The organism is Clostridium sp., assembly GCF_030532265.1.
In the GTDB taxonomy this organism is placed as follows: domain Bacteria; phylum Bacillota; class Clostridia; order Clostridiales; family Clostridiaceae; genus Clostridium.
In genome coordinates this window covers 1-23,985 of sequence record NZ_JAUNLM010000002.1, presented here as the reverse complement: position 1 = coordinate 23,985, position 23,985 = coordinate 1, and the positions used below count along the sequence as shown (strand labels likewise).

Here is a 23,985-nt window from a genome sequence, read left to right as displayed (position 1 = left end):
TAATATCTAGTTACTTTATTTTTTATTTATTATAAATTCTAAATCTTTTTTAAATTTATTTAAATCTTTGTCTAGTATTACAATATTTATATCCATTTCTTTAGCTCTATCAAATATAGATGTTTTTATTGGTCTTTTTGTTGCAACAAGTATTTTCTTGGTGTTTTCTCCACCTAATTTATCGCTATATACTTTTAATTCATTTAGTGTATTTTCATCGTATTTTGAACTATCCTTACATGATATTACAACCATTATAGAGTCTTTTACCGCAACGACATCTAATTCATTTTTTATATTTCCTTTTGGCTCATTCCACAAAAAAACTACGCCACTTTTTACATCATCAATTGTACTTATTTCTTTTACTACACTTTCTGTTAGTATTTCAAGCCAAGTTCCACTTTTAAATATAAATGCTTTTAATTTATCATTTAAAAAAATTACATCTATACTATTATCATTATTTTCTCTTACTTTTATTAAATTTAATTTTTTAAATTTATCAATTATATTTAATAAAAGCTTTTTTTCGTTACTATCTAATTTATATAAATTAACTTTTACTAATTGAGGATTATTATAATCATGTTCAAATAAAGATGTATCATATAATTTTTGCTTATACTTATGCCACAAATCAATATTTTTATGTATTATTTTTGTAAAATCTATTATATTATTATCTTTATTTATTTTACACTCATAAGATATTATATTATTTCCATTAGCCTCAATTATATCATCTACATCTAAATCTGCTAATTCTTCCTCTATTAACTCTACTCCATTCTTAAACCAATACTCTCTTTTATTTGATATATCAACATATACAGATTCTATATTGTATTCAATACATTTAATTAAATATTTTAGAGCATCGAGAGTATTATCTATAGTTAAATTTAAAACTTCCTTACCTGTATTATCTATTAAGTTGATATCCTTTTTATTTATTATTTCTATATGCATATCTTTATTATATTGTTTATAAATGTTTATTAATTTATCTATCTTTTCATTTTCATAGTTAGAATCTATTATTATTTTTATATTATTAAATTTATATTTTTTAAACAATATTAAACTACTTTCATTATGTTCACCAAATATAGTGATTAAAGTGTTTTTTGCCATAGTGTTTCTCCTTATATAATTAATAGTTCCTCAACTTATAATTATCAAATTATTTAATACAAATAAATAATTCATTTATATATTAGTTTTACTTATATAAAAAATTTTATACGAAATGAAAAATACACGTAACTTTAAAATTGTTACGTGTATCTTTTATATTAAATATTATCTATTGTTTCTGTTAAAAAATTTATAAGTCTACTATTATCAAAGATATATGGTCTTAATTCAATTTTCTTATAGTTTTCTATAAATTCTTTTAAAGAATCATAATCTGTACAATTCATTGTATAACCTTCTTTTGAAAGCTTATTGCATATTTCTAATTGATGGTCATCATTATGCTCATTATATTTAGAAAGTCTTGGCATTGTTATAACCTTCTTTTTATGCCTTAATGCAGTAAGTATAGATCCAACCCCGCCATGAGTTATTACTAATGTACTTTCCTTAATATATTTATTAAAATCATTTTGATCTAAAAAAGGAATTACCTTGTATTTGTTAGATGTAAAATTAGTATTTCCTGATTGTATTATTACTTCTTCTTTTATATCCATATCTTCTAAATATTGAAGTAATCTTTTAAACTCTAATTCATGAGTTCCTAAAATAACAAATATCATATTAATACAAATCTCCTCTATATATAGAATTATCATAAACTTTAGTCATTTCTTCATGCTGAACTAAAAATACATCAGCAATTTTATTTATCATATTTCCTGACATACTTTTTGATTCTACCCTAGCAAATGTTTCAATAAATATTATTTTCTTTTTAAATAGCTTTGCAATGTAGCACATAGGAACTGCTGTATGTGCACCTGTTGTAACTACTACATCTGGTTTTATTTTAAAATACAAAAATAATGATTTTAATATATTGTATGGAAACTTAAACATATAACTTAACATATAGTTTCTAGCTCCATAAACTAAATAATCTATTCTATCTCCATATTCATTTTTTAACTTTAATGTAGTATCATTCTTTTCTGTAATTATGTGATAATCATATCTATTAAATATTTTTTTTAATTGCATAAGTTCCGATAAATGTCCACCAGTTGATGATATAAACAATACTTTTTTCACTTTAATCACCTAATTTTCCTTTTTCAAAATTATCTTATCAACGAACCTTTTTGATGATAACCCATCAACATAATCAAAAAACTTATTTTTAAAAGCTCTAATTTTTTCGTAATCACAAGTATCATTATTTAATACTTCTATTAATTCATCAGTATTTTTAACTATAGGACCCGGCACAAAACTTTCATATGGATAATAAAAATCTCTTTCATGTTCATATGAGTCTAAATCATCTGCAAAAAATATCATAGGTCTTTCTAATAATGAATATTCAAAAACTATTGATGAATAATCAGTTATAAGTAAATCTGTCATTATAAGTATATCATTTATTGCTCCATAATCTGATAAATCAATTATTCTGTCATTATCTATATTAATTGAATCTTTTACAAATGGATGCATTTTTAATGCTAATACATATCCTTCAGGCAAATCATTTACTACTCTTTCAACATCAAAATTTATATCCATCTTAGCATCAGATTGACTATTTCCCCTAAATGTTGGTGCATACAAAACTATATTTTTTCCCTTAAGGTTAGGATACTTGCTATAAACTCTTTCTTTAGCATCCTTTTTCATCTCTTCATTAAAGAATATATCAGTTCTTGGTATTCCTAATGGATCTATGTTATTTTCACTCATATTAAATGCCTCTGCATAATATTTAGCTACTTCCTTTGAACTAACTAATACATGTGAATAATTACTATGAATAGGAATATATTTCACATAATTATTATCTGCACCAAAGTTTTTATCTAATATACTAAATCCAAACTTCTTAAATGCACCACATGCATGCCAAACTTGAATAACTTCAGTATTTTTCCTAAGTTTTTTAACTGTATATACTGGAAAATAAAAATCATCTATCAAAAAATATTCTGAAGTTGCCATATAATATGTTGCTTTCATCATATGAAAAAAATATGTTATTATTCCTTTTATTCCTTTATTAAATTTTTCATAAAGAAATACACATTTATAATCTGTATCTCTACTTTTTATTTCATCATATATATATTTGAAATTACCATTCATAGTATCATTTCTATACGTTGCAAATATTACTCTTTTTTTTACAGGAACTATATAAGAAATATAATATACTACTCTTAAAAGATACTTTAGTATAATTCTTTCTAATGTTTTCATTTATAAAATCCTCACTTTAATATATATTTAAAGACCCTTTTAAAGGGTCTTTTTATATTAAACTCTCCAGTTTAAAACAGTCTTAAACGGTGTTGTTAAGTCATGTTCAAATCCTTTTACAATATCTTCAATTCCTCTTACATCAATAACTGCTGATATAAGCTTTTGTAATTGATTTTGAGCATCTTCATGAGCCTCTAAAAAGTTAACAGCTTCTTGAAAATCAACTCTTCCACTTCTACTACTTCCAACTATAGTTAATCCCTTTTCTAAAACCATTCTAGTATTTATTGGTACTGGATTTTCTGAAACTCCAAGTATTGCAATTACTCCCTCTGGATTTATGTAATCAATTATTTGATCTATCGCATATTCACTACCTTTTCCACCTACAGCTTCAAATGCGTGATCTACTCTTAGGTCATCTGGTATATTATCTATTTGATAAGTTTCATCTACAAATGAGAAGAAGTTTAGCTTTTCTTCATTTTTTCCAAAAACTATTATTTCTGATTCTGGGAACTTCTTTTTAAGTATTAATGCAGTTATAAATCCTACATTTCCATCTCCCCAAATACCAATTTTATTTCTTCTCTTATGAGCTTTTTTATCAAATCTATCTATGGAATGAGCTGATACACTTATAAGCTCTAAGAATGAAGCAACATCATGGTTTATCTTATCATATTTTATTATACGATCTCTTGCCATAAATACATATTGTTGCATAAATCCATCATATCCACTAGCTCTAAACTTACTTGTTCTTAAGTAATTTTCAGCTATTACATTATCAACTTGAGTTGGGGTATTTGGAATCATAACAACAGTATCACCTGCTTTAAATTCTCCCTTTGGATCATATATAACTTCTCCAACACCTTCATGAATAAGAGCCATAGGAAGTTTTTTTCTCATAGCTTCCTTCCCTCTAGTTCCTGTATAATATCTTTGATCTGCTGCACATATTGATAATCTAGTTGGTCTTACAATAATTCCTTCGCCATCTAAGCTTCTTTCTTCAAATTCAACTGTAATTTGCTTAGGAGCAATTAATCTATATACCTTATTTATCATTTATATCATCCCTCACTAAAGCATTAGCTAATTTTAAATCATAAGGAGTTGTTATTTTCATATTAAAAACTTCTCCTTGTACTAACTTAACATTTTTACCTTTTACAACAAATATCTTTGCAGCATCAGTTAAGATTTTCTTTTCATCATCTGATAAAGAATCATATAACTCAACTAATTCCTTAATTCTAAAACTTTGAGGTGTTTGCCCTTGATACATAAAATCACGTCTTGGAATGTCACTTATTATGTCACCATCTACTGATTCAACAATAGTATCAAATGCTGGAACAACTGTGTCACAAGCACCAAATTCTAAAGCAGAATCAATATTATCATTTATTATTCTATGAGTTAAAAATGGTCTAACAGCATCGTGAGTAACGATTACGTCTTCATCATTTATACCAAAGTTTTCTTTTATATATCTTATTCCACTCATTATTGATTCATTTCTATCTGTTCCACCTGCACATACAGCAATTTTTTCTTTTAATTGCGCTGGAACAAATTTATTTAATAAATCATTAGTATGTTGTATCCATTGTTTTGGTGTCGTAATAATTATTTTGTCAAATCTTTCATTTAACAAGAAAGCTTCAATTGTATGAATTATTATTGGCTTATTACCTATCTTTAAAAATTGTTTTGGCATTTCAGTATTACCCATACGAGTACCCTTACCACCAGCTAATATCTCTGCATATATCATTTTATCACTCCCATAAAATTTAATTCTTTTTAATTATGCTATTATTTAATTATCTAATTTTAGAAGCATATCTACAACTCTCTCTGTTGACTTTCCATCAAAGTGATCAAAGAAAGTTTTCCTAAATTTATCAAGTCTTTCAACTTTAAAGTCATTTTTCTTTATTATATCTATTATATCTTCAGTTGTCCTTGCTATAGGACCTGGTACAAAACTTTCATATGGATAATAAAAATCTCTTGATGCAATATAATCTTCTAAATCATAAGCAAAGAATATCATTGGTTTATTTAATAATGAATATTCAAAACAAACCGATGAATAATCTGTTATAAGAATATCTGTTACAAATAACAAATCATTTATTTCTCTTTCTTCTGATAAATCTATGATAAAATCCTTACACTCATACGGTATATCCATAGTTTCCTTTATAAATGGATGTAACTTAGAAATTATTATGTAATCATTTCCTAAAGTATTGTAAAGTTTTTTTATATCAAAAACTTCAAAATCATAAGTTGCACTCTTTTGACCACTACCTCTAAATGTTGGTGCAAACATTATTACTTTTTTCTCCTTAAGTTTAGGATACTTATGATAAAGTTCATTAATCTTTTTATTTTTATATTCTTCATCAAAAAATATATCAGTTCTAGGCACACCAGTTGATACTACTCTTTCTTCTGAAATTCCAAAAGCTTCTGCATAATGTAATTTTATATTTTTTGAACTAACTATAGCTTTTGTATAGTTTCTATGATTTCTAGACTTAACCTTAGGTCCCCCTTTTTTTCCTATTCTACTAAATCCAAATGTCTTAAAAGCCCCAGTTGCATGCCATAATTGTATAACCTCAATATCCTTTTTAATATCATATTTATATATTTGAGGATAGTAATCATCAAGTAAAATAAATTTACTTGTTGCTAAATAATTAACAAAAGTAATCATTTCTTTTAAGGATCTTTTTGCTGTTATACTTTGCTTTAACATAGATTTTATTTCATATCCGCCTCTTTTTTGTAATTCATTATATATAAATTCAAAATTACCCGTAAAATCAATTCTACTATCTGATAAAAATACTACTCTATTTTCTACTATTTTTCTATACTTAGCTATATTATATATTTCCTGTAAGATCCAATTACCAAGTTTTCTTTTTTTCTTTTTTAAATAACTCTTTAATTTAATTATCATAGGACTATTTATAGTAATATTTTTTATATATTCATTATTAGATATCTTCTCATCTAGTACTTCTATAGTTATAAAATCATCTTTAAGCTTTAACGATTCTTTTCTTATAAATTTATTACTATCAGATTTCATATTTTTTGACTTTATTTGTTTAATTTCTTTTTTATCTCCAATATATTTTAAATCTGTTTCAATTTTTTCTCCATTAGCATTTAAATATAATCCTATTTTCCAAATTCCTTTTGATAAAGGTTTTCTATAATTTATACTACTTAAATCTATAAACCCTTCAAACCCTGAATAATTATAGTTAATACCATCCTCTTTATAATCATTAGTTATATCAATTCTCAATTCATTTTTAGCTGGTATTATAAATTTTTTATTATCATTATATATAAATAAAGACTTTTTTACATTATAATCTTTACCTATATCTTTTCCCCTAATTAATGCATATCCTTTTATATATATTCTTTCTTCATTTGAATTCCAGTCTATATATTCAGCTCCGCATACTAACCTATTCATTTCATCACCTTACTCATTCTTTAAAACATCATGATTCATATAAACTAATCCATTTCCATTTTTATTATCATTTTCTTTATATTCAATATTAAACGTTCTTTTATTTGAATATCCTACAAAGAAAATTCCTGTACCTTCTCTTAATTCACCTGATAACAAATATTTCCCAGGTAGTAATATATTTCTTATTTTTATTTTTAAAGTATGTTTTCCTATACTATTTTTAATTAAATACCCTTTATCCATTTTATCACTTGAATAAATTAAATTAGTTGCTGCATCTCTAACTGTAAATGACCACTTTAAATCTGGCATATCTTTTTTAACTTCGTAATCAAATGAGTATACTATATCCTCTCCAACCTTGAACTTTCCTTTATTCTCAAACTTAAAATTTGTTACTTCTATATATGCCTTTTTATCTATTTGTGCTTTTCCTTGTGTCTTTTTCTTTCTTGATTCTTTAGCCTTCTCTTCTTTTAAAAAATTCTCGTATCTTGGCAAAAGTTCCTGTGTTGGTCCATAATCTATTAAATTTCCATCCTTAATCCACATACATTTTGTACAAAAAGATCCAACTGTATATAATGAGTGACTTACAAAAAATATTGTCTTACCATTTTTTCTAAATTCACTCATTTTTCTTAAACATTTAGTTTTAAAAACATCATCACCAACAGCTAACGCTTCATCAACTATTAATACATCTGGATCAACATTAACTGATATAGCAAACCCTAATCTTGCTTTCATACCACTTGAATATGTTCTTACCGGTTGATTTATATGTTCTCCAATATCTGCAAATTCAATTATTTCTTCAATTTTTTCATCTATTTCTTCTTTTTTATATCCGAGTATAGCTCCTTTTACATATATATTTTCATATCCTGTAAGCTCTTGATCAAATCCTGAATTTAACTCAAGTATTGCTGATATTTTACCTTTAATATCAACACTTCCTGATGTCGGCTTTACAACACCTGTAATTATCTTAAGTAATGTTGATTTTCCTGCACCATTTTTGCCTAAAACACCAACTGCTTCGCCTTTTTCTATTTCCACATTAATATTTTGCAATGCTTTGTATTCAGTATAATTTTTCTTATTAAACATCAAATCTATAACTCTTTGGAAAGGTTTTTGATATATTCTATACGTCTTGCATATATTACTTATCTTAATAGCATACATCTTTAATCACTCCTATAATATGTCTGCAAAATAATCTCTTAATTTACCATGTATTAATATTCCAAATAACATTAAAATTAAAACTACACCCCAAAAATATAATGTTAATATAGGGCTTTCCCAAAACCACTTATGATATAAAATAGATTCTCTAAATCCTTCTATAACATAAAAAAATGGATTTAATTTAACAATTGTATTTAATAATGGATTTGTTATATTTGCGATAGGCCATAATATAGGACTAACCCAAAATATTAATACTATTATGGAATTTAATAAAAATTCAACATCTCTACTTACTACAACTAATGCAGATGTTGTCAATGATATAGCAACCAACAAAGTAAATGCTGAAAAAGCATAATATATCGCTTGTAACCAATATATATTTGGATAAATACCACTAGCTATACACATTATAATTGCAATTCCAACAAACATAAAGCTACTAATAAATCCTGATAAGACCTTAAAGGTAGGTATTATAGAAGTAGGAAATACTATTTTAGTTACTAAATACCTATTTCTTCTTATAGAGCTTGCTGCAGGAACTAAAGTATCTCTTATGAAAAACCATGGTACTAATCCTATTACTAACCAAATTATGTAAGGTTCATCTATTGATTTTGTAGTACCTTTAAGACCTATTTGAATAGTAAACCAATATGCAAAAACAAATATCATGTTTTTTATTAAAGGCCATAATACACCTAAGGCAGTTCCTGAAAACTGTTTCTTTAAATCTTTTTTTGCCATATTTACTATTTGTAAAGGATTTTTTACATGTTCATTTACCACAACCTTAACGCTATCTGTAAATTTCATAATCTACTCTCCTTGTCTATGTTATAACGCCTCTATTATATCATATTTTGAAATCTATAAAAAACATTAGAATATTAAGAATAACTTATTTTATAATAACTTATATACTCCCATTATTAACTAAATCAATGAAATAATACTTTTAATTTCACACTCTATTTAAAATTAAATACAAAAAAGGATATTTTATATAAAATAAAATATCCTTTATAGTGGTAGGGCGTATAGGAATCGAACCCATAATGTACCGTCCGTAGCGGTATGTTATATCCATTTAACTAACGCCCCATATTTTTTATTATCAAAAATATATTAACACAAAAATTTATGTAGTGCAAATTTAAAATAAGCAAATTAATTAGAAAGATTAAAATTTAAATTAATCTTTCTAATTATAATAGCTTATTTTAGGTATATATCAGAAAACTCAATTTCAAGCAATTGAACTTTATCTGCATTTTTACTTACTTTAACTTCTTCATTATCAATTTTAATATTTGGTATAGTAACAGTAAAAGTAGACCCTTCACCAATTTTACTTTCTACAATAATATTACCATCATGTAACTCAACTAACGATTTAACTAAATCCAGTCCTATACCACTACCTTTTTGTTCTTTATTACTACTTGCTTGAACGAATCTATTAAATATTTTAGATTTTTCTTCATCCATTATTCCAATTCCATTATCAGATACTTTTATATTTATATAATTATTATCAATAACTAAGTATATAAATATATCAGATCCACAATCTGAAAATTTTATTGCATTTGATATTAGATTTATACAAATTCTATCTAGCGCCTGAGGATCAACCGCTACAATGCATTCTTCCTTGTTTGTATCAAAAACTAATGTTAAATCTTTTTGTTTTGCAAACCTATCAATAGACTCTATTGTACTTTCAATAAAACTAACTATTTCTATATTTTTTTTATTTATATTAAAGTAGTTTTTTTCTAGTCTAGTTATATCAATTAAATTTTCTATAAGTTTTAACATTTTATAACTGTTTCTCTTTAACATTTTTAAATATTCTTTTTCTTTATCTATCAAACCGCTAATATTTTCTAACATTTGATTAGCACTCATAATTACATTTAGTGGAGATCTTAAGTCATGAGATATATTAAGTATAAATTTTTCTTGCATCTCTCTTTTGTGTTCTAGTTCATCTATAATCAATATCATATCTTCTTTTGATAAATTTTTAAAATTATATTTCTCTTCTCCCATTTTTACCCCTACTTCATTTTATCCTAAGCCCTATTGCATATAATATTAATACCAATATAAATTTTAACATTTACCAACACTATTATCAACCATTTTTTGTATATTATTCTATTTTAAGGTATGTAATATTTTTTAATTGCTATTTTTTATTGTATAATGTCTATAATATAACTATAGTTATAATTTTATTTTAATTAAGGAGGTTTTATTATTAATAATTATATAATTTTAACAGATTCCAGTTGTGACTTACCACAATATATAATAGATAAATATTCTATTATAAACATAGGTCTTATTTGTAGTTTTAAGAATAAAGAATATATTGAAGATGGTGGTAAATCTCTTGAGTATACTAATTTTTATAATGGCTTAAGAAATGGAGAGATGCCAACTACATCTCAAGTTAACAGTTATAGATTTTATGAAATATTTGAAAAATATATAAAAGAAAACTATTCAATAATATACATATCATTTTCTTCTGCATTAAGTGGAACTTATAATAGTTCTTTAATTGCAAAATCTGAAATTATTGAAAAATATCCAAATGCTGATATTTCTATAATTGATAGTAAATCAGCTTCATTAGGAGTTGGACTTATTGTATATGAAGCCTGTAAATTAAAAGAAGAAGGAAAGTCTAAAGAAGAAGTGGTAAACTATATTGAAAATATGAAGCTTAAGGTAAATCATATTTTTACTGTTGATGATTTAAATCATCTTAAAAGGGGAGGTAGAATATCATCAACTGCAGCAACTATAGGAACTCTATTACAAGTTAAACCTCTTTTATACGTTCCTGATAATGGAACTTTATGTAACTTTGGAAAAGTTAAGGGAAGAAAAAAATCAATAAAATCTTTATTTAACAAACTTGAAGAAAAAATAGATATAAACTCAAATAAAGTTATATTTATATCTCATGGTGATTGCATTGAAGATGCAGAAAAACTTAAAAGTATGATTACAGAAAAATATAATATCGAAGTAATTATAAATTATATTGGTTTGGCTATAGGTAGTCATTCAGGCCCTAATACACTAGCCCTTTTCTTTAAAGGTAAAAACAGAAATATTAATTAATCATAATCCTCTTTTAAATGGTAAATACTATAAACGAATACTATTCGAAAGGGGATTTTTTCATGAAAAGTTTAAAAGGAAGTAAAACTGCTGATAATTTAGCAAAAGCCTTTGCAGGTGAATCTCAAGCAAGAAATAGATATACATTTTATGCTAGTGTTGCATCTAAAGAAGGACATAAACATATAGAGTCTATTTTTCTTGAAACTGCTGATAATGAAAGAGCACACGCTAAAGTTTTTTTTGATTTATTAGTTGAAGGACTTGGTAAATATCAAATTCACGTTGATACTGATTATCCTGTTGGATTTGGAAATACTCTTGATAATTTACAATATGCTGCTGAAGGAGAAAAAGAAGAATGGGGTACTGCATATCCTGAATTTAAAAAAATTGCAGAAGAAGAAGGTTATCCAGAGGTCGCAGCTGCATTTTCACATATTTTAGAAGTAGAAAAACATCATGAACAACGCTACTTAGACTTATATGCTAATTTAAAAGATAATCTTTTATATAAACGTAATGAAAGAGAATATTGGAAATGTAGAAATTGCGGATTTATTTATGAAGGCTTAGAGGCACCTAAAGTTTGTCCTGCTTGTAAACATCCTCAAGGGTTCTTCGAAATCGCATATGATCATAAGGCAAATGGTCCTAGTAAAGAATATGCTAAATAATAAATTTTAAATAAAAAAGGCGAGTATTATCTCGCCTTTAACTTTTTATAAAATATTAAATTCTGCCATGCTACCTCTTTTAGTTGATATTACTTCTATTTTTGCATCTACCCTATCCTTAAGTTCTTGAACATGAGATATTATTCCAACTAATCTTCCACCTTTTTGTAACTCTAAAAGACTGTCTATTGCACTATCTAATGATTGAGGGTCTAATGTCCCAAAACCTTCATCTACAAACATCGTTTCTAATGATACTCCTCCAGCACTTGATTGTACAACATCCGATAAACCGAGCGCTAAGGATAATGAAGCTTTAAAACTTTCACCACCTGATAAAGAGCTAACATCTCTTGAGGTTGCTGTATAATTATCATATATTTCTAGTTCTAGCCCCTTTTGACCTGCTCCTTTACTTAATGTAGTTTTTCTTTTAAGTGAAAATCTATCTCCAGTCATTTTTTCAAGTCTTAAATTAGCTGCATCTATTATATCTTGAAAATATGATGCTAATACATATCTTTCAAAAGATATATATGGACTTCTTTTTCCATTAGCAAGATCTGAAAGTTCACCAATTATTTTATATTCTTCTTCCTTTTTGCCTAATTCTTTATTTAAATCTTTTACTTTATATAATACATTTTTATTATTTTCTATAATAGTATATAAATCCTTAATTTCTTTTTCATTTATTTTTCTTATATCTTCTAATTCATCAAGCTTTTCATTTATATTTTTCAAATCTATAAATACTATTTTTTCACATTGCTTATCTAATTTTTTATATTCACTTTTTACTATAATTAATTCTTTATCAAACTTTTCAATTTCTTTATCCAATTCAATATATATTGGAATATTACTTTTTGCTATAATATATTCTTCGCAACTATTAAAATTATTTTCTTTTAAAGATTTTTCAAAATTATTTTTTATTTCTATTGTATCCTTTTTTAATATTTTTATATTGCTTTTTATTTCATTTAACTTTGCTTTTTCACCTTCAAGTAGCATTATATTTTCATCTCTATTTTTTATAGCTAATAATAATGATTTTTTGCTCTCCTCTAATTTAAGTAATTTACATTTTATAAGTTCATTAATCTTTTCAATAGATTCTATATTTTCTGGTATATCATTCCTTAATTCATTTAAAGTAGCATTTAAACTTTGAATGCTTGCATAAATATTTTTATCTTTTTCTTTTAATGAGTTTAATTCTGATTCCGAATCAGATAAATATTTACTTATATCTATTAATTTTTTTTCTATAGTTTCTTTAAATTTTATTTTTTCATTATATACTTTAAGTTCTTCCTTATATAATAAAATCTCTGCTTTTAATTCTTTTCCAAATTTAGTAACTTCATTTTTAGATTCTTTTTTATTATATTCATTATTTATACAATTATCTTTTCCTGAAATCTTATTTAATGAATTATTTACGTTATCTAAAAGACTTTTAACTCTAGCATTAATAGATGTTAACTCTAAAAGAACAGAACTATTTTCTTTTTCAATCTTCTCGTATTCTAATTTCTTTTTCTTTAATTCTTCATCAGTAGGTACATTTTCACTATTTTTTATTGCTTTCATTGGATGCTCTTTCGAACCACACACAGGACAAGGTTCTCCATTTTTTAAACTATCTGCAAGTATGCCAGCTTGTTCTTTTCTATATATATCAATCATATATTCATACTGCAACTTAATATTATTATATATACCCTCAACCTTTAAATACTTATTCTTTAATTGATTATGTTTTTCTACTTCACTTTCATACGCTTCTATAACCTTAAATATTTCCCTTAATTCCTTTATAATCTTTTCTTTATTATCAATTTTATTTTTAAAATTAACCGCTTTTATTTCTATTTGATTTATTTCTTTTATATTTTTCTCATTAACCTCTTTTTGTTCTTTATAATTTTTTATACTTTCTTCTTTTAATTTTATTTTATCTTTTATTAACTCTATATCTTTTTTAAAAGCTATAGTTTTTATTTTATTTTCTTCATATAATCTAATTTTAGGCTCTAAGCTTCTTAATATTCCAATTTCTTCTGTAAGATTATTTCTAAAATCTTCTTTAAGCTCTTGTTTTTTTACAGCTTCTTCAAGTAATATTAATTTATCTTCTAACAATTTTATTTTTGATAATGATTTTTCCTTAGCTTCTTCTTTTTTTAATAGTTCTTCATTTTTTTCTAAATAACTTTTTTCTATATACCTTACCTCTTTAGCTTTTTTAGCTTTTTCACTTATAACTTTTTTATTTTTAAACTCATCTTCCATTAAAATTAATTCATTTAACTTATTTTTAGTATTTTGCTTCTCCATTATCAAATTATTATTCTGTTCTAATAAGGATTTTTCAACTCTTTTTTTATTTATTTCTAAATTTAGTTCTTCAATCTTTTTTTCTTTATCCTTATATATATTTTGCTCACTCTTTATAAGTTCTGTAAGTTCCTCTATAACCCTTGGAAAGTCAATATATTCCCCAACTTCTATATTATTTTCTCCTATAATATTTCCTAAATGAACCTCCATTTTTTGTTTGCAAAAATTTCTTTCTTTGCTTATTTTTATAGCTTTTTCTTTCAAATCAGCTTGTATACTTTCAAAATTATAAGTATTAAATATTTTTCTAAATATATCTTCACGTTCAACAGAATTTGCAAGAAGTAACTTCTTAAACTCACCTTGTGGTAACATAACTATCTGCTTAAATTGCGCTTTATTTATACCAAGAATTTCTGTTATTTTTTTATCTACATTATTTATTCCAGTTATTGTTTTACCATTTGGTAAATCGAGTATTGCTTCTGAATCTTTCTCTGTAAATCCATTTCCCCTAATTTTCTTTTTAGGTTGTTTAGGACTTCTTCTAATTTTGTATATGTCTCCTTTTAGTTCAAATTCTAATTCAACAAAAGTTTCTGTATTTGTATCTGCAAAATGACTTCTTAAAGAGTCATTTTCTCTACTTTCTCCACTTGCTTCACCGTATAAAGCATAACTTATTGCATCAAATATAGTTGTCTTTCCTGCACCAGTAGCTCCTGTTATAACAAAGATATTCCTTCCGTTTAACTTTTCAAAATCTAAATTTTGTTCCTTAGCATAAGGTCCAAATGCTGATATTACTAAATTTATAGGTCTCATACTCTACACCTCCTTTTTTAAAACTCTATTTATAGTTTCATCTATTAATTTTTCTTTTTCTAATGTAAATTCTCCATTCCCTAAGGATTCATAAAACTCTTTAAAAAGCTCTTTTTCAGACTTATTTTTATATCCCTTCTTTGCAGATGTACTATTTGCATCATAGCTTCTTTTCTTTTCTCTAGTTATTAACATAATATTTGGGTATATAGATCTTAATTTTTCTATTGGATTTATAATTTCACCTTCATCTGTAAGAATAGCTTGTATATAATCTTCTTTTCTTTCATCACTTCTTCCAAGCTCTATAAGTTCTTCTATATCTCCTTTTATTATTCTTAAATCTCTAATTGATTTAAGCTCTTTTAAATCTATAGTAATTTCTTTATTTTTATTTATATTTACTAAAGTAACTCCCTTTTTTTGATTAACTTCAGAAAAAGAATACTTAAGAAGCGAACCTGAATATCTAACTTCATCTCTTGAAATTTTCTGTCTTCCATGAAGATGTCCAAGCGCTACATAATCAAATTCATTAAATATATTACAATCTATAAGCTCTGCCCCTCCAATAGACAAAGGTCTTTCAGATTCCGAAACTTCAAGATTCGCTACTTTATACATTTCTTCATCACTTAAATTTTTTGCCTTATCTCTATACATAGTTACATATCCATGAGCTACTATAAAATTTATTTCATTAAAATTTATACCTAATTTTATTTTATTTAAAATCTCAATCATAGCATCATTATGACTTTTTATATTTTTATTTTCTGTAAGTTTTCTTATAACTGCTGGATCCTTATATGGAATTAAATAAAAATTAACTTTTTCATTGTTTTCTTCTATGGTTACTTTCTTAAATAATTCATTATCCTTTCCAGCTATATATAACCCTTGCCTTTCTAATATTTCAGATCCAAAGCTTACCCTTTCTCCACTATCATGATTTCCTGAAATAGCAACTACTTTAACTCCTTTGTTAATTACAATTTCATTTAATGTATTATTTAAAAGTTCAACTGCTTCAACTGGAGGTATTGATCTATCATATATATCTCCAGCTATTATAAGAACTTCCGGTTTTTCTTCATCAATAAGCTTAATTAATTTTTGTAATATATATTTTTGATCTTCTATCATAGAAAATTCATTTACAATCTTTCCAATATGCCAATCACTAGTATGAATTATTTTCATAAGTAATCATCCCCACTTCATTTAATCTAATAACTTAATTATAACAAAAAAAGTAATTTCTAATACTTAGAAATTACTTTTATAATGCTATCTTTTATTGTTTAAAAGTTCATACTTTATATTCCTTAATACAAAAACTGAAAATATAATTGTTCCTACAGAAAATGCAACATCAAAATATATATCAGGTCTTATTAAACTAAATGGTAATAATAATAAATTTGGAAGAGTTCCAGCATATATAGCTAATGAATACATTGCACTTCCTCTCATTCTTAACCCCATAAACATTCCTATTATCATAGAAAATGCAGATACAATTAAACAGTTAAGCATATAGTTTATAAAATATTGTACTATCATAACAATAACTATTACTGGTAATATAAATTTACCTACAATTTGTAACTGTTCTTTAAGTATTTCATTATTTAATTCATTAAAAGCAGAATCTTTATATGAAATAGTTTGACTTAAACTTCCTGATCCAACTTCTATTCCATCTTTTAATAATAATACATACATATCTGATTGAATATACTCATCTTTAAAACTATCAGCTTCATTTAATTTTTTATTACTATCTAAATATATTACTGTATTTCCATCTTCAACTTTAATAGGATTCTTTTTAGTATGAAGTATTCCATCTTTTATAGAAAACTCATAATTTGGATTATTTAATTCCTCTATACTACTCTTTATTGCATTTTTAGTTTTAACTCCTGTATATATTCCTTGAATACCTCCAAGTATCAAACTTAATATTATTGCATATAATATTGCTCTTCCTAATCCTTCTTTTATATAATCTGAAAAAGTTTTTATATTATATACGTTATTCTTTAACTTAACAAAAAAATTGCTCTTCACTATAAATACTCCTTTTTACTCTTATTTAATAAACCTCTATTTAAATATAGTAACATACTAATTTATAATATTAAACAATGCATGTTTAATATCTTATATAATGGTAATAATTCCTAATAAGAAAATTTTAGGAGGAGATTGCTTTTGTCTAATATGGATAATTTCGATAACATTAAAGATATTAATATACCAGAAAACAATAATAAAAATTCTAATTTAAGTAAACTTAAATCAAACTTAAAAAAACTCTTACCCTTTACTATAGCAGTTATTTTAATAATTAGTACACTTCTAACGTATCAAGGATTTAGTTATAAAAATTTATTATCTAACTTTAAAAATAAATTTGACTCATCTAATTATAATGATGCAAATAACTACATTTTAACAAAATCAAATTTTAATATATTTAAATCTATTTTATTAAAAAATGATTTAAAAGAATATTTTGAAGACAAACTATCTACTGTAGAAAGTAATTTAACTTCAAATAAAATAACTTCAGATGATGCAAATATTATCTTAAATGAAATAGACCATTATAATATTTTATCTTCTGATAAAACTCAATCTGTACTTTCAAATAACATAAATGATAATAGTGAATTATCTAAAGGAATACGAGAATTTAATAATGGAAATTTTGAAAATGCATTAAATATATTTAATTCTATAAACGAAAGTGATTCATCATATTCTGTCTCTAAAGAATATATAGAAAAATGTAAGGCTGAACTAAAAAAAACCTTACTAAATCAAGTGGAAGAATATAAGAAAAAGGAATATTTTACTGCAGCTATAAACCTAATACAAAATAAACTAGACTTATTTAAAGATGACGAAGAATTATTAAAAAAGATAGATGAACTTAAAACGGCTAAAAATCAATATTTAACTAACCAAAAACAATCTACTACTGTTAGTTCTAGTCAAATTGTAAATGTAATAAATACATCAAATATAAATTCATTAAATATAGAAAGTTTAACTGATTATTTAGTTTACGTTGATACTAATGCCCAAGTTACTAATGTTTATAAAGGAAACTTAAACAATTGGTCTTTAATAAAATCTATGAGTTGTTCAACAGGCAAAAAAGGTAGTGAAACTCCAACTGGTGTATTTGATGTAAGAGAAAAAGATGAATGGTTTTTCTCTGAAAGATATCAGCAGGGCGGAAAGTATTGGGTTCAATTTCAAGGAGACTATCTTTTCCATTCAGTCCCTTATGCAAAAGATAAAAAAACAATACTTGATACAACTCTAGGTACAGCTGCTTCTCATGGATGTATAAGATTATCATTAGAAGATTCAAAGTGGCTTTATGAAACAATTAACGCTGGAACTAAAGTTATAATAAAATAAAGCTTTATTTATCTAAGCTTTTATATTAATACCTTACATATTAATTTATAATATATGTAAGGTATTTTAATATAGGAGGTAAATAATGAAGTTTAAAATTCCTAAAAATGCACAATATATAATAGATACATTTTATAAAAATAATTATGAAGCCTTTTTGGTTGGAGGATGTATAAGAGACATGTTGCTAAAAAAAGAACCTAAAGATTTTGACATAGCAACATCAGCAATTCCAACAACTACAGAAATATTATTTTCTAAAACTATACCAACTGGAATTAAACATGGTACTGTTACTGTAATTATAAATAATGAATCTTTTGAAGTTACAACATATAGAACTGAAGGTACTTATAAAGATAACAGAAGACCTGAAAAAGTTTCTTTTGTAACTAATATAAAAGAAGACCTTTCAAGAAGAGATTTTACTATAAATGCATTTGCATATAATAATATAGAAGGACTTAAAGATTATTTTAACGGCATAAATGATTTAAATAATAAAATAATAAAAACTGTTGGAAATAGTGATACTAGATTTAAAGAAGATGCTCTTCGTATGCTTAGAGGAATAAGATTTTCTGCTCAGCTTAATTTTAAAATAGAAAAGAAAACTTTCGAATCAATTAAATCAAATAAAGACCTAATTAAAAATGTTAGTATAGAAAGAATACGAGATGAATTATGTAAATTATTACTTTCTGATAATCCAAGAAAAGGCCTTAATTACTTAAAAGACTCTTGTATATTAAATATAATATTACCTGAATTGTTACCTTGTATAAATTTTGAGCAAAAAAATAAATATCACTTTGAAGATGTTTTTAATCATACTATTTCAGTAATAGAAAAGTCTCCTAAAAATATAGTAATTCGTTTAGCGGCACTTTTTCATGACATAGGAAAGCCCGAATGTTTCTTTGTAGATGAAACTGGTAATGGAAGATTTTTTGGTCATAATATAAAAAGTGAATATATAACTAAAAAAATACTTAGACGTTTTAAGTTTGATAATAAAACAATTGATTCTGTTTGTATATTAATTAGAGAACATATGAATGTTTTAGAAAATCCAACTGATGTTGCTGTTAAAAGGCTTATAAATAGAGTTTCTATTAAAAATATAAATCTATTATTTAAATTACAAGAAGCTGATATAAAATCTCTTAAATTATATGAAGAACCTCTAAAAAATCTAAATATTATGATAGAAAAATCAAATGTTATTATAAATTCAAAGGAACCTTTATCAACTAAAGATTTAAATATAGATGGTAAAACTTTAATTGATGAATTAAAGTTAAAACCAGGAAAAATAATTGGTGAAGTTCTTAATTACTTACTTCAATTAGTTTTAAAGAACCCATCATTAAATAAAAAAGAATTTCTATTAGAAAAAGCTAAAATTTATATAAAAAAATAAAAAGGTTAAATATATTTAACCTTTTTATTTATGTTTATTCTTTTATTTTTTATAAAACTTCTTTTTATCTAAGAAAGATATAATTATAAGAAGTATTATTCCTACAAAACTACAAACTGCTCCTACTCTTAAAAATGGTGTTTTGTATATTAACTCTATGCTATGATTTCCCTTATTTAAGTTTGCACCTAAAAATGCCTTATTAACAGGAAAAGTTTTAGTTTCTTTTCCATCTATTTTTAAAGTCCATCCTTTAGAATAAGGAATTTGAAATGTAATTATTCCATCAACTTTTGAGTCTATGGTACCTGTTACTTTATCATTTGATATACTATCTATATTCATAGAATTTGCTTTAAGTTTGTTAAATTCATTATTATATTCTTTAATAGGTAAACTAAATATATCTAATGAATCAAAAGTATATTCACCAGGTTTATCAAATGTTAAAATAATTTTTTGATTATTATTTAACTCTTCCTTATAATATCCTAAGTTAATTAAAGTTGCATCCATAGTGAATGCATCTGATCCGTCTAATGATCCTCGTTGATCAAATGTTTTGCTAATATCCTTATATGATGCCTTTAACTTAAAAGCATCATACTTACTAATATTATTTATTTTAATTTCTTTATTTTTAGGATTATATTTTAAATTACTTATATTTATATATAATTCACCATCCGGAATGATATTATTTTTTATATTAAGTATTACTTCTTGATTAGCTTTAGTAATTAATACTTTATTTTTTTTAACATCTGCTGTACTACCTTTTGTATTAAAACTTATATTTTTTATTTTTGTATTTATGTGATTTATATTACTTTTAGTGTATTCTGAAGATACAGCTGCTGCATAAGCCAATGACTCCTCTTTTTTTAAACCACTAAATGAATCAAAGATATTTTCATCCAAAATATTATTATAAACATACCCCATAGGAAGTACATTTTCTTTTTTATATATATAAAAATCTCCAACATCTTTAATCTTTTTAATTGATGGGTCAAAATGTGGATCTTTTGATGATTTTCCTATGTAATATTTAACTCCCATTATATTACTAACTATAGATCTATTATCAAAATTAATAATTGGACTATTAGGAGTAAATGACCTATTATTTAACTTATTAGCAAATTCTGATAGTTTAGAATTATTAACTGATAAATATGAATCTATTCCATTATAATTTAGAACTAAGGAATTATTTCTAGTATTATTACGAGAAATATTATCAGCTTTAGCTATCCTATAAAAACTTTTATCACTTTTCTTAATATACTTTTCAGCACCATCAAATGATTTTTTATAATAACTTAAAGCTTTATCTTTTTGCATAAATTGTCCTATATAATTGTCTCCATTAGGACTATATCTATAATAATTATTAATTACTATATTTACTGAAAGTAAAACTAAAATAGAAATAAACATCGATTTATTATTAATATTTAATTTAATTTTATAATTATATATTATTGTTACTAAAATAATAATACCAATAAAAATGCTAGGCCACATATTATTTTTAAATTCAGTAAATTTAAATTGTATAAATGCAAACACTATATAAAATATTATTATAGAAATCATCCAATAAATATCTTTCCTACAAATATTTTTTATATTATCATATCCAATACTTATAATTATGCTAGATATAAATGCAAAAGCAAATGTCCACCTATTTGATATAGATAAAAATCCATTCATAATTCTTCCAATAATGGGGAAAAGAAGCATTATAAAAAATATAATTATCATATAAAAATATGTTTTATATTTTTTTCTGTTTCTAAAAACAATTGGTAATAAAATAATTGTTAATATAGGAAATACTAATATAACCCAAAATGGATAACTTCCACTTGATATAGATCCATAAATTAAATTTAAATAATATGAAATTGGATATAATATAATACTTGTTTCAATGTTTTCATTAGCCAATCTAGATGAATTCAGTATTGTATATAACGTTGGTGCTAAAATAATTCCCGAAGTTAATAAACCTATTACAAAATATATAATTAAATTCAATATATATTTACCAAACCTTATATTTTCTTTCTTATATAATTCAAAATATCTTAATAATGCATATAATACACTTATTATCGCAATCATATAAAAGAAATAAAAATTAGAAATCATAGCTATTGCAACAATTATTGAAAACATATATTTTTTTCTATTTTTTATCATATTCTCTATACATATAAATGCTAATGGTAATATAATTAAAGGATTTATAAAATATGGATGCTTAATTGCTGACATAAAAATAAATCCTGAGAAAGCATATGAAATACTTCCTAGTATAGAAGAATATTTAGAAAATCCCATTTTTTTAGCATATAATATAAATACTATTCCAACAAAATATACTCTTATTACAATTAATAAATTAAATACTAATTCTAACTTATTTAATGGAAATAATAATGATATATAATCAAACAAATCTCCTAAAACATAATATGAATATGTTGCTATTAAATCATTTCCATATCCTACTGACCATGACCATTCTTGAAAACCCTCCCCTGGATTTTTAATAAAATTTCTTATTGTTTCATTAAAGTTATACAAAATCGAATAATGTTGTCTTATTCCATCAGCATCCCAAATTAATGATTTATTAGCTTTAATGAACATTAAATAAAATAATGAAAATACTATAAAAAATACTATGGTATATATGAATACTGGCGATTTTTTTATTTTATTAAAAATTTTCATATTTATTCTCCTAGTTTATATCTCAATTTTTCCCACTGTATCAAAGTTCTTATTTATTTCATTTCTAATAACTTCTTGATCTTCATCAGTTCCTGAATATTCATCTATAAAATATAATGGTCTTCTTTTTACTTCTATAAATATTCTTCCTAAATATTCACCAATTACACCTAAAAAAATAAGCTGTATCCCTCCAATTAATAGCATTACGCATATTAAACTAGAATATCCCGGAACATCTATTCCTGTAACTAAGGTCTTAATAACGGTAAATATCATATATAAAAATGATCCAAATGCAATTATTCCGCCAACAATAGTTGAAACTCTAAGAGGTGCTGTAGTAAATGAAGTTATACCTTCAACTGCTAGGTCTATTAACTTTAAATAATTCCATTTAGTTTCTCCAGCAATTCTTGGGTCCCTATCAAATTCTATTGCTTTTTTCTTAAATCCAATTAAACTAAACATTCCTTTTGTATATCTCTGTTTTTCTGGGAAAACCTTCAAAGCCTCTATTGCACGTCTACTCAATAATCTAAAATCTCCCGTATCTTCTTGAATTGGAACTCTAGATACCGATTGTAACATTCTATAAAACATCTTTGAAGTAAACTTTTTAAAAAATGTTTCTCCTTTCCTGCTTCTTCTTTTAGCATATATATCATCGTATCCTTCTTCAAAATATTTTATCATTTCAACTATAAGTTCTGGTGGGTCTTGAAGATCTGCATCTATTATAGCTACAGCATCTCCTGTAACATAATCAAACGCTGCACCCATCGCTACTTCTTTACCAAAATTTCTTGATAAGTTTAAGTAGCAAACTCTTTTATCATTTACTCTATATGACTTTACTATATCCAATGAGCTATCCTTACTACCGTCATTAACAAATAAAAATTCTAACTTATAATTTGGTATATTATCAGCTAATTTTATTAATCTCTCATAAAGATGAGGTAATGATTCCTCCTCATTGTACATGGGAATTATTATTGATAACTTTTTCATATTATCTATCCTTTCTATTAAAATTTAATTATCATAAGTAATTATACACAATTAATGTAAATTTTAAAAATTTATAAAAAATTCTTTCAAAAATCCAAAAATAATATATTTATTATCATAACTTTTATTTTACATGTATTTTTTAAAATATATATTAAGAATAAATTATTCATATATATTTTATATTTCTATTTCTCTTTCTAAGTAAAATAAATATAAATACCTACTTACAA

19 protein-coding genes and 1 tRNA gene are annotated in these 23,985 nt (G+C 24.4%); 4 read left to right on the top strand and 16 right to left on the bottom strand.

Annotation, left to right across the window (positions count from 1 at the left end):
* Window positions 1-15: 15 nt before the first annotated feature.
* From Q4E08_RS01050 to Q4E08_RS01000, 11 genes are all read right to left on the bottom strand, one after another.
* Window positions 16-1,137, bottom strand: a complete 1,122-nt coding sequence (locus Q4E08_RS01050) for a DUF1887 family CARF protein (protein ID WP_303127235.1) — start codon at window positions 1,135-1,137, stop codon at window positions 16-18.
* A gap of 161 nt (window positions 1,138-1,298) precedes the next feature.
* Complete coding sequence (gene pssE, locus Q4E08_RS01045; RefSeq protein WP_303127233.1) at window positions 1,299-1,766, bottom strand: PssE/Cps14G family polysaccharide biosynthesis glycosyltransferase; 468 nt, start codon at window positions 1,764-1,766, stop codon at window positions 1,299-1,301.
* 1 nt (window position 1,767) lies between these two features.
* Window positions 1,768-2,238: a PssD/Cps14F family polysaccharide biosynthesis glycosyltransferase gene (pssD, locus tag Q4E08_RS01040; RefSeq protein WP_303127231.1), complete on the bottom strand. Its 471-nt coding sequence runs from the start codon at window positions 2,236-2,238 to the stop codon at window positions 1,768-1,770.
* Between the two features lie 9 nt (window positions 2,239-2,247).
* Window positions 2,248-3,399 carry a CDP-glycerol glycerophosphotransferase family protein gene (locus Q4E08_RS01035; protein WP_303127229.1) on the bottom strand — a complete coding sequence of 384 codons (1,152 nt, stop codon included), beginning with the start codon at window positions 3,397-3,399 and terminating at the stop codon, window positions 2,248-2,250.
* Between the two features lie 57 nt (window positions 3,400-3,456).
* Window positions 3,457-4,476, bottom strand: a complete 1,020-nt coding sequence (locus Q4E08_RS01030; RefSeq protein WP_303127227.1) for a ribitol-5-phosphate dehydrogenase — start codon at window positions 4,474-4,476, stop codon at window positions 3,457-3,459.
* The gene (locus Q4E08_RS01025; protein WP_303127224.1) at window positions 4,466-5,188 is read right to left on the bottom strand and encodes a 2-C-methyl-D-erythritol 4-phosphate cytidylyltransferase; all 723 of its coding nucleotides are present in this window, start codon (window positions 5,186-5,188) and stop codon (window positions 4,466-4,468) included. The genes Q4E08_RS01030 and Q4E08_RS01025 overlap by 11 nt, the downstream gene beginning before the upstream one ends.
* A 45-nt stretch (window positions 5,189-5,233) precedes the next feature.
* Window positions 5,234-6,922: a CDP-glycerol glycerophosphotransferase family protein gene (locus tag Q4E08_RS01020; RefSeq protein WP_303127222.1), complete on the bottom strand. Its 1,689-nt coding sequence runs from the start codon at window positions 6,920-6,922 to the stop codon at window positions 5,234-5,236.
* A 9-nt stretch (window positions 6,923-6,931) separates the two neighbouring features.
* A complete protein-coding gene (locus tag Q4E08_RS01015) occupies window positions 6,932-8,116 on the bottom strand; it encodes an ABC transporter ATP-binding protein (protein WP_303127220.1) in 1,185 nt (394 codons plus the stop codon).
* A gap of 12 nt (window positions 8,117-8,128) precedes the next feature.
* Complete coding sequence (locus tag Q4E08_RS01010) at window positions 8,129-8,944, bottom strand: ABC transporter permease (RefSeq protein ID WP_303127218.1); 816 nt, start codon at window positions 8,942-8,944, stop codon at window positions 8,129-8,131.
* A gap of 213 nt (window positions 8,945-9,157) precedes the next feature.
* A tRNA-Arg gene (locus tag Q4E08_RS01005) sits at window positions 9,158-9,232 on the bottom strand.
* A 114-nt stretch (window positions 9,233-9,346) separates the two neighbouring features.
* Window positions 9,347-10,186, bottom strand: a complete 840-nt coding sequence (locus Q4E08_RS01000; protein WP_303127216.1) for a sensor histidine kinase KdpD — start codon at window positions 10,184-10,186, stop codon at window positions 9,347-9,349.
* 210 nt (window positions 10,187-10,396) lie between these two features.
* Between Q4E08_RS01000 and Q4E08_RS00995 the strand changes: the two genes are divergently transcribed.
* Together Q4E08_RS00995 and rbr are read left to right on the top strand one after the other, a co-directional pair.
* On the top strand, window positions 10,397-11,272 hold the full coding sequence (locus Q4E08_RS00995) for a DegV family protein (RefSeq protein WP_303127458.1): 876 nt from the start codon (window positions 10,397-10,399) through the stop codon (window positions 11,270-11,272).
* A 62-nt stretch (window positions 11,273-11,334) separates the two neighbouring features.
* A complete protein-coding gene (gene rbr, locus Q4E08_RS00990) occupies window positions 11,335-11,949 on the top strand; it encodes a rubrerythrin (protein WP_303127214.1) in 615 nt (204 codons plus the stop codon).
* A 45-nt stretch (window positions 11,950-11,994) separates the two neighbouring features.
* Here the strand turns inward: rbr and Q4E08_RS00985 are convergent, their stop codons facing one another.
* From Q4E08_RS00985 to Q4E08_RS00975, 3 genes are all read right to left on the bottom strand, one after another.
* Window positions 11,995-15,123 (bottom strand): SbcC/MukB-like Walker B domain-containing protein, encoded by a 3,129-nt coding sequence (locus Q4E08_RS00985; protein WP_303127212.1) that lies wholly within the window; start codon window positions 15,121-15,123, stop codon window positions 11,995-11,997.
* A gap of 3 nt (window positions 15,124-15,126) precedes the next feature.
* The gene (locus Q4E08_RS00980) at window positions 15,127-16,326 is read right to left on the bottom strand and encodes an exonuclease SbcCD subunit D (RefSeq protein WP_303127210.1); all 1,200 of its coding nucleotides are present in this window, start codon (window positions 16,324-16,326) and stop codon (window positions 15,127-15,129) included.
* 87 nt (window positions 16,327-16,413) lie between these two features.
* Window positions 16,414-17,199 (bottom strand): DUF1189 domain-containing protein, encoded by a 786-nt coding sequence (locus Q4E08_RS00975; RefSeq protein ID WP_303127208.1) that lies wholly within the window; start codon window positions 17,197-17,199, stop codon window positions 16,414-16,416.
* A 153-nt stretch (window positions 17,200-17,352) separates the two neighbouring features.
* Here Q4E08_RS00975 and Q4E08_RS00970 point away from each other — a divergent pair, with 153 nt between their 5' ends.
* Both Q4E08_RS00970 and Q4E08_RS00965 read left to right on the top strand, forming a co-directional pair.
* Window positions 17,353-18,564, top strand: a complete 1,212-nt coding sequence (locus Q4E08_RS00970; protein ID WP_303127457.1) for a L,D-transpeptidase — start codon at window positions 17,353-17,355, stop codon at window positions 18,562-18,564.
* Between the two features lie 85 nt (window positions 18,565-18,649).
* Window positions 18,650-19,987: a CCA tRNA nucleotidyltransferase gene (locus Q4E08_RS00965; protein WP_303127207.1), complete on the top strand. Its 1,338-nt coding sequence runs from the start codon at window positions 18,650-18,652 to the stop codon at window positions 19,985-19,987.
* Window positions 19,988-20,029: 42 nt separating this feature from the next.
* On the opposite strand, the gene Q4E08_RS00960 is transcribed toward Q4E08_RS00965, so the two are convergent.
* Window positions 20,030-22,738: a YfhO family protein gene (locus Q4E08_RS00960; RefSeq protein WP_303127205.1), complete on the bottom strand. Its 2,709-nt coding sequence runs from the start codon at window positions 22,736-22,738 to the stop codon at window positions 20,030-20,032.
* Between the two features lie 15 nt (window positions 22,739-22,753).
* Window positions 22,754-23,752, bottom strand: a complete 999-nt coding sequence (locus Q4E08_RS00955; protein ID WP_303127203.1) for a glycosyltransferase family 2 protein — start codon at window positions 23,750-23,752, stop codon at window positions 22,754-22,756.
* Between the last annotated feature and the right edge of the window lie 233 nt (window positions 23,753-23,985).